Here is a 5,317-nt window from a genome sequence, read left to right on the forward strand (position 1 = left end):
ACGGCAGTCAAGACTCATGCAATCCACGGATCATGGCCTCGCCAGCAGCTTTGAGCAGCTCAGCATTCATGTAACAGACACCAGATCCTTTTCCACCCTTCAGTCTTGCCACAGCCTCTCTGCCCTCGTCAAAAGAGGGTGCGGCTTCGTCAATGGGAGGATCAGCATCCACCATCTGTAATCCAGCAGTTGGGAGCTGCCTGCTCGGAGGGTCCGCCCTGTACAACTGCTCAAAGTACTCAGCCCAACGAGCCCTCTGCCCATCCATGTCTAACACGAGACAACCATCTGCTGTTCGGATAGCACTCACCCGAGAGGGAGATTTGGAGCGAAGCTTCTTCAGGGCTCGGTAGGCAGGTCGGAGGTCATTATCATTAAAATGACCCTCGACGTCCTCGGCGAGACTCCTGACATATCTCTCCTTGTCTCTCCTCAGGAGAGCTCTAGTCCTACGTGACAGAGCCCTATATTGGTCCCGATTCCCAGCAAGCCTGGCAGCGCGACTCCTCTCAATATTCTCCAGCGTCTCCTCCGAGGCAAAACCACCCCTAGACCTCGGGCGCTCTCCAATACACTCCTTTGCAGCTTGCATGGTTTCACGTTTGAAGGTATCCCACAGTTCTACAGGGTCCTCAAGGGTGCCAAGCACATTAAACCGATTTGAGACAGTCACTGCAAACTCATGAGCACAAGCCAAGTCTTTCAGTTTCTCAGGATGAAACACGGTATGGTTACATCTTGAGATTCTTCTTGACCTGACATGTAACGAGTGTAGCAACGATAAGCCTATGATCAGTTGCAAAGAACTCAGCACTCCGGAAACTCCGGAAAATAAGTATAGGTATCACAGAATTACCAGTAATAACGAAACCCACAATTAAAGAAGCATTGGTAAGTATGACAAGGGAGATAGCTCCCAGGGAAGATGATACTGGTAAAGATAAAGATAATAGACGCTGGAGATATTGTAATTGAAAACTATCGTAGTTTTACACTAAATATTCCGAAAAAAGAATAAGAACAAATGACTGGAAAAATGTAGCCATCATCTTAACAGGTAAAAAAGGAGACCTAACAACATAAAAAAAAATATCACCCTATCAGCTTACTGTAAGTAATATACAAATAACTTACAAGTATAATCACTAACAGAATTTCAAATATATGAGATTCTAACCGATCCAGAGTACAGGCTGTGTCGAAGCGGGTTCTCTACCATGGATCACATCCCAAACAGTACACCAGGTAATAGAGAAAACAAATGAGTACAGAAAACCTTTGTTTGGCAACCAATGAGTACGAGAAGGTCTTCGACTCTTTGGCAACTGTAGCGGTACCAAAAGCAATTCGAGAACAGGGTTTGCGGGAAGTGTATTGCTGACTTCTTGAGGACTTACACAGGGATAAAGCAGCGACTATTTTAACAAGTGCGTTCTACCCGTCACAAGATATGAATTAGTGACATGAACACTGACCTCTCTGGAAAGAAGACTGATAAGTGCCCCAAGAGAAATGGAGAGATCAGTGCAAGGAAACGCTGTAATGGATAAGAAATCTTCAGATGCATAAGAGAACAAATAAACGTTGAAGATATAATAAAGGTAATCAGAATCAAGATATAGCAATGGTCAGGACGTATATGAAGGAGAGAGGACAACATATGGACAACAAGAGTGAAAGACTGGGAAATAATTTATGTAAAAGATCCAAGGGAAGGCCGTTCTTCTCTAATGAATCTATATGGTGTGATAAAATGAAGCATATGGAACGTTTACATCGAGACTTGAAACTACAGGCACAAGGCAGGAGGGAATGGAAACGTCGAGGTCATGTGCTGCAGTGGAAAGGTACTGACTGAGGATAATGATGACGATGATGCAAGGTAAGCAGGAAATATGTAACGATACGTCGGTTTAGAGTTATGAAGTCATCACTATAATCACCGTGGCCATCATAATCAGTGGAGCAATTATGAAGCGCTTGACTAAAATTAATATATATCAACAAATTGCTTTTTTGGCTCTTTGGTACCTTTAGAGCAACATAAATCAAGATCTAATAACAACTAATCTCTCTCTCTCTCTCTCTCTCTCTCTCTCTCTCTCTCTCTCTCTCTCTCTCTCTCTCTCTCTGTCTCTTCTACCATACTTTCTGTCATGCAGAGAGTCGAACAAAGATGTTTGAACTTCTTCACCTGTTTAATTATTTGTTTACATGTCAGACTGCATATTGCCTCCAAACCTTACTCTACATGAGATTACAGTAAATTGTCGTTTTATTGTTCCCCGTAGAAATATCTATTTACACATATTCGCATACACTGTTAACTTCCCTCCCTTCTCTAGCTGACCTGATTACTCTTCAGCGAACTCTTGTAAATCGTTTCCTTTCTTTCCAATCGCTGGTGCAGTGCAGAACCAGAATACTCAATTTCTATTCAGCGTCATGTACATTTCCACCTTTGCCTTACAACCTATTCCTTTATCTTTGGCATAACCGCACCCATGAACAGAACACCCGGAGTGATTCTGCATTGCCTCCTCTTTTTCACATGAATTTTGCAAGTTTTCTGTTGCTTCCTCTTAGACCTCCACACTAACTTTAGCATCAATACAAGATTTCATTCCATCTAACAGCTAAAAAATTACTATTTGCTTTCATTAACTCCCACTATGACTCCCAGTTGATTTTACTCTCCCTCCAAGTTCATGACGGCAGCCTGGGTATCTGGGCGTTCCTCTTATTTAACGGCCTTTGTTCAGTTACCTGCCTGAATGCGATAATGTGATCGACACAGACAATCATTATCTTGAGCCTTCCCTTCTTTGTAAAGTTGCTGTGCCTTACGGTTCTTTATTTTCACATCAGTACCCAATCGTTTATCATTAATGGTTCACTCTTCACACCGATGCCCTCGTTAACTCCACATTTATTCTTATTTCTTTTTTTTTTATAAAGAAATCGCAGATAGATGCATCATCACTCTTCACAACGATTCCCTCTTCAGTTCCACTCATTCTTATGTACTACCTTTTATGAAGTCGCAAGTAGATGGAGTTGTTTAGTCTCTATCCAAGCCAACGTGCAGCCCAGATGGAGGCAGTTGTATTTCAGTATCATATCTGCACCTGATGCTTTCTCACACTGCACTATTTTAACAGCATCCTCTTGACTTCCTCTCGTAATTTCCCCTTGTTCTTGAAATTTTCCACCGCCTCCTTCCATTTGCTATTGCTTCAGTCATTCCTTCCCGGCATTGTTGAGAGTGTTCTTCCATCCTTTCAGCTGACACTTTCATAAGTCTTCTCTGCAAACCTGTTTATTCACACCTTTATTTCCCTCACTCATTCTCCTTTAGCCATTCCTTCAAGAACTGCCACATTCTTTCCTGATTCCCAACACACATCAGACTCCTAGCCCATGTTCATCTACCCTTCACTCGCTTCGCCATTCCTCTGTGCTCATTTAGCGTGTGTTCACTCTTATAGTTCCCCTCCATTCTCTTCTTTAGCAATTTCTTCAAGAACTGCCACAGACTTCTTGCTTATTCTCATTGTACCCATTAGATTCCCACCAAAGTTCATCTGCCCTCTCACTTTCCTCACCCCTTAGCTTCACCTTTCCACACAGTTTCTTTTCTCCAGCAAGATCAGGAACGTTCCTCGGCAGAGATCTTACACAGTCTTCCTTGTTTTGTATGCTTCCTTCTCTTTATCTGCCCTCCATGCATTTTGTTTACTTTTACCCCACTTTTCACCACGTTCACACACGGTTCTATTTTATTTTATGCACCTATCCAGGACATTCCCCGTCTGACATCACATAATCTTCCTCGTAGTCTTTGCCTCCCTCACCGATCAGTGTTTTGAATGTCTTTTTGGAAGTTTTCGGCATACATATTTTTTCTTTTAACAAGCTAAAGAGGCAGCTCAAGGGCACAGCAAAGAAAAATACGCTATAGCACTGCTCCCACAAACGATATACACACACTTGGCAACCTTCACCTCATATTCTGTGTCCTCCAAGCATTTTGTCTTTTATTTCTCTACCTTTTATTAGTCTCACAAGCCACTTTTTGTTCACCACGATGTACTTCTATTAACTTCAGTCATCGTTCTAAGTGTTCGTTCATGCATCGTTTTCTCTTCCATACTCCCATCCATCATAGAGGTCATTAATCATTCTTCTTGTTTATTTTTATTCTTCCTGCATATTTCTTCATACCCGCCATTCATTGTTAGGTTTCTCATGCCTGTTTCATATACTTGTCAGGCATTCTTTGTATTCTTTTTCCTTCTTCATATATACTGCTATTCTTTGTCCTCCATTGTTGTGCGTAGTAAGTGCCAGCCGCATCTCTGTTTTTATTACGTATACCCTTTTATCCTTATTTGTCAATGTTGTTATTTTCACCATTATCACCACGACCACGGCCCCTACTACCACACTGGGTCCACTTTCCTCGGTTTTTGTATCCGTCACCAGTACCTCATGCGCAGGGGTCTCGGGTATTTAGCCTCCGTCACCTTCATCAAGCAGTCCATCGCGAATACCGGCGCCTTACGACCCCTCCTGCAGTCCCTCTTCCCCGGCTACCCTCCTGCTGCCTCCTTCTTCCCCCTCTCCCGCCTCCCCTTCCCCATCATCAGCAGAAGCCTGACAGAAGGGTCGTCGGTCCCTTAATGGTGTGAGGTGCTCAGTCAGTCTCCCAGGTTTTGGAAAATTAATTAATGGTGACAAAGGCGTCCGCTAATCACTGAGCAGGACGAGGCGGCCAATCAGATGCGGCTTCAGGCCCACAAGAGAGACGCTGAGAGGCAAGACCCACGGCGAGGCTGAGCACCAGGTGTCACCCGTAGAGAGAGAGAGAGAGAGAGAGAGAGAGAGTATGAAAAACTTTATAGCTGTGGCTGCGGGTTTTAATTTTAAGATGAGTGTGAATTAGGAGGGCGTGGTAAATTCAGCGTCAGTCAGGTTTCCTCTTCCCACCTGCCATGGACAGTGTCAGGTGTTTCGTTTTTTCTATAGAAACTAACTCAAAATTTGTTATTCCACTTTCGATACGATGCTTAGGGTTTTGTTTGCTCGAGCGGTGATGTTCCTTCAGCTGAGCAATCTGAGTGGTAGTTAGAACCATAATAGTGCTCTTTAATGTACTCGTACGTGCCTGCATGTCACCAGTTATTTTAATACAGCGGAGATTACGTCATGCCATACTATACCATTTTAAAGAGGTGGCTCACAAATCTTGGAGTAATGCCCTAGATTGATAAGATTCGTCAGGTATTCTGTATCAGTATGCACATCTGTTCCGTCT

General features: G+C 43.3%; 1 protein-coding gene. It reads right to left on the minus strand.

Annotated elements, in window-relative coordinates:
• Window positions 1–7 precede the first annotated feature (7 nt).
• Window positions 8–673, minus strand: coding sequence for a hypothetical protein (locus ACK5JN_RS19365; protein ID WP_416871638.1), 666 nt, complete (start codon window positions 671–673; stop codon window positions 8–10).
• Between the last annotated feature and the right edge of the window lie 4,644 nt (window positions 674–5,317).

The organism is Kluyvera sp. (genome assembly GCF_047971185.1).
Lineage (GTDB): Bacteria > Pseudomonadota > Gammaproteobacteria > Enterobacterales > Enterobacteriaceae > Kluyvera.